4 protein-coding genes are annotated in these 2,291 nt (G+C 68.4%); all 4 read right to left on the bottom strand.

Features of this window, described 5'->3' with window-relative positions; all coding sequences use genetic code 11:
* Positions 1-17: 17 nt before the first annotated feature.
* Complete coding sequence (locus QR78_RS06405; RefSeq protein WP_179945871.1) at positions 18-239, bottom strand: hypothetical protein; 222 nt, start codon at positions 237-239, stop codon at positions 18-20.
* Between the two features lie 152 nt (positions 240-391).
* Entirely contained in the window at positions 392-607 is a 216-nt protein-coding gene (locus tag QR78_RS06410; RefSeq protein WP_048426677.1) for a hypothetical protein, read from the bottom strand.
* A 118-nt stretch (positions 608-725) separates the two neighbouring features.
* On the bottom strand, positions 726-1,742 hold the full coding sequence (locus QR78_RS06415) for an ABC transporter substrate-binding protein (RefSeq protein ID WP_048426678.1): 1,017 nt from the start codon (positions 1,740-1,742) through the stop codon (positions 726-728).
* 89 nt (positions 1,743-1,831) lie between these two features.
* On the bottom strand, positions 1,832-2,291 hold a 460-nt coding region (locus QR78_RS06420; protein ID WP_048426679.1), incomplete at its 5' end, for an ABC transporter permease.

Below are 2,291 nucleotides of genomic sequence, written 5' to 3' on the forward strand. Positions count from 1 at the left end.
GGACGGGGCCGGTCGGCTCAGGGCGGGGTGACCGGGGAGCCTTGCGGCTGCGGCTCGGCGAGCCAGACCTCGACCGGGGCGCAGGCCGGCCCGAAATCGAGGATCAGGTTGCGCAACCGTCGCCCCGGATGCCCCGGCTCGCCGGGCATGTCGACGGTCTCTCCCACGGCCCGCAGGACACCCTCGATCCTACGTCGACCCAGGGTCAGGCTGACGGGCGTCCCGCTACAGGTGTCCACGCTTCCTCTCCTCTCACTGTCAACCGGACAACGCCGAGCGGGAGGGCGTGGTCCATTCCCGAGTCGATCACGGTTACGGCTTGGTCACCCGCGTGTGCGACTCGCGAGTCTGCACTTCGAAGTTGTGTCCCCGACGGTGTGACCTGCTTTCCTCAGGCTTGGCGGGCCTTCAGGGCGCGCAGGCGGTGCGCGCCCGTCTCGGCCGGGGTGCCGGGCGGGGAGAGGCGGCGTTCGATCGCCTCGAACTGGCGGCTCTGAGCCTTCAGGAGGAGGCGCAGGGCCGCGATGCTGGCCTGGAGATCCCGGGCATCCTCGAGGGGATCGAGGGGATCGAGGGTCGGTGGGGCGGTCGTCGCGTGAGTCGGCATGGCCTCCATCACGGACTGACAGGCTTAACCGGAGGTTAAAAAACCCCGCCGCGCGGGCGCGCGGCGGGGCTGCGATGTGACTATAGTCCGCTCTCTCGGGCCGCTTTGCGGACCGTCCTCAGCTGCCGGCGCGGTCGCGCAGGGCCGGGATGAACAGCTCCTGCCAGGTGGCAGGCTTGGTCTTCATGATGCCGGCCCGGTTCATGAAGGTGACGAACTCCATGATGCCGTGCGGGGTCGCCGAGAACTTGCTGTCGGGATCCTCGAGGATCTGAGCGACCTCCTGGGGCGACACCTTCACCTTCGAGGCGCGGGCGAAGATCTCGGCGGTCTCGGCCTTGTTGGTGGTGATGAAGTCGCAGGCCTCGTCGAGGGCGGCCAGGAAGGCCTGGGTGGTCTTCGGGTTCGCCTCGGTGAAGCGCTTGAGCGCGAACACCACGTCGAGGGTGATGTTGCCGAAGATCTGCGACGCCTTGAGGATCGTGCGGACCTTCGGGTCGGCGCGCTCGACGTTGGTGAAGGGCGGCGAGGCGAAATGGCCGACGATCTCGGTCTTGCCGGACAGCAGCGCCGCGACCGCTTCGGGGTGGGGCAGGCCGACGGTGCTCGAATCGAGCTTGGTGTAGTTCTCCGGCCCGAACTGCTTGGCCACCGCCATCTGCAGCACCACCGCGGCGAGCGAGGTCTTGATGCCGGGAATCGCGATCTTGTCCTTCGGGGTGAAGTCGGCGAGGGACTTGATCTCCGGCTTGTTGACGTTGAGGTCGAGGGCGGTGGCCGACATGCCCGAGACGCCGATCACCTCGGTCTTCGGGCTGCCGCGGCCCTTCGACCACAGGGCGAGGAACCCCGGTGCGCCGGTGCCGGCGATGTCGAGCGAGCCGGCGATCATCGCGTCGTTGATGACGTTGCCGCCGTCGAGCGTCAGCCAGGTCACCTTGACGTCGCCGAGCCCCGCCTTGGCGGCCTGGGCCTCCAGGAACTTCTTCTCCTGCATCACGAAGAGCGGCAGGTAGAGGACGCCGTAGCCCTTCGAGATGCGGATCTCCGAGACCTCGGCGCGGGCCGGGGCGAAGCCGAGCGACAGCGCCAGGGCGGCGCCGGCGGCGAGGCCGAGGAGCTTGCGTGCGAACATGGGGGTCCTCCCGGTTTCGTGGTTCTTGTGGTGGTTCTCGCGGGGCATCTCTGCCCCCTGGGCCGCGGGAGGTCCAGGGGGCGTCGGCGTCAGTGCTGCATGCCCCAGCGGCGGATCGTCTTCTTCTCGATGTTGGCGAAGATCACGTTCTCGACGAAGAGGCCGATCATGATGACGGTGAACAGGCCGGCGAAGACGTTGGTGGTCTCGAGCGCGTTGCGGTTCTCGAAGATGTACCAGCCGAGCCCGCCCGAGCCCGAGGAGACGCCGAAGACCAGCTCCGCGGCGATCAGCGTGCGCCAGGCGAAGGCCCAGCCGACCTTGAGGCCGGTGAGGATCGAGGGGAAGGCCGCCGGGATCAGGATCGCCCGCACCAGGGACAGGTTGCGCAGGCCGTAGTTCAGCCCGACCATCCGCAGCGTGTTCGAGACCGAGCGGAAGCCCGCATGGGTGTTGAGCGCGATCGCCCACAGCACCGAGTGGACGAGGACGAAGACCACGCTGCCCTGGCCGAGGCCGAACCAGATCAGCGCCAGCGGCAGGAGCGCG

Source organism: Methylobacterium indicum, assembly GCF_001043895.1.
GTDB lineage: Bacteria > Pseudomonadota > Alphaproteobacteria > Rhizobiales > Beijerinckiaceae > Methylobacterium > Methylobacterium indicum.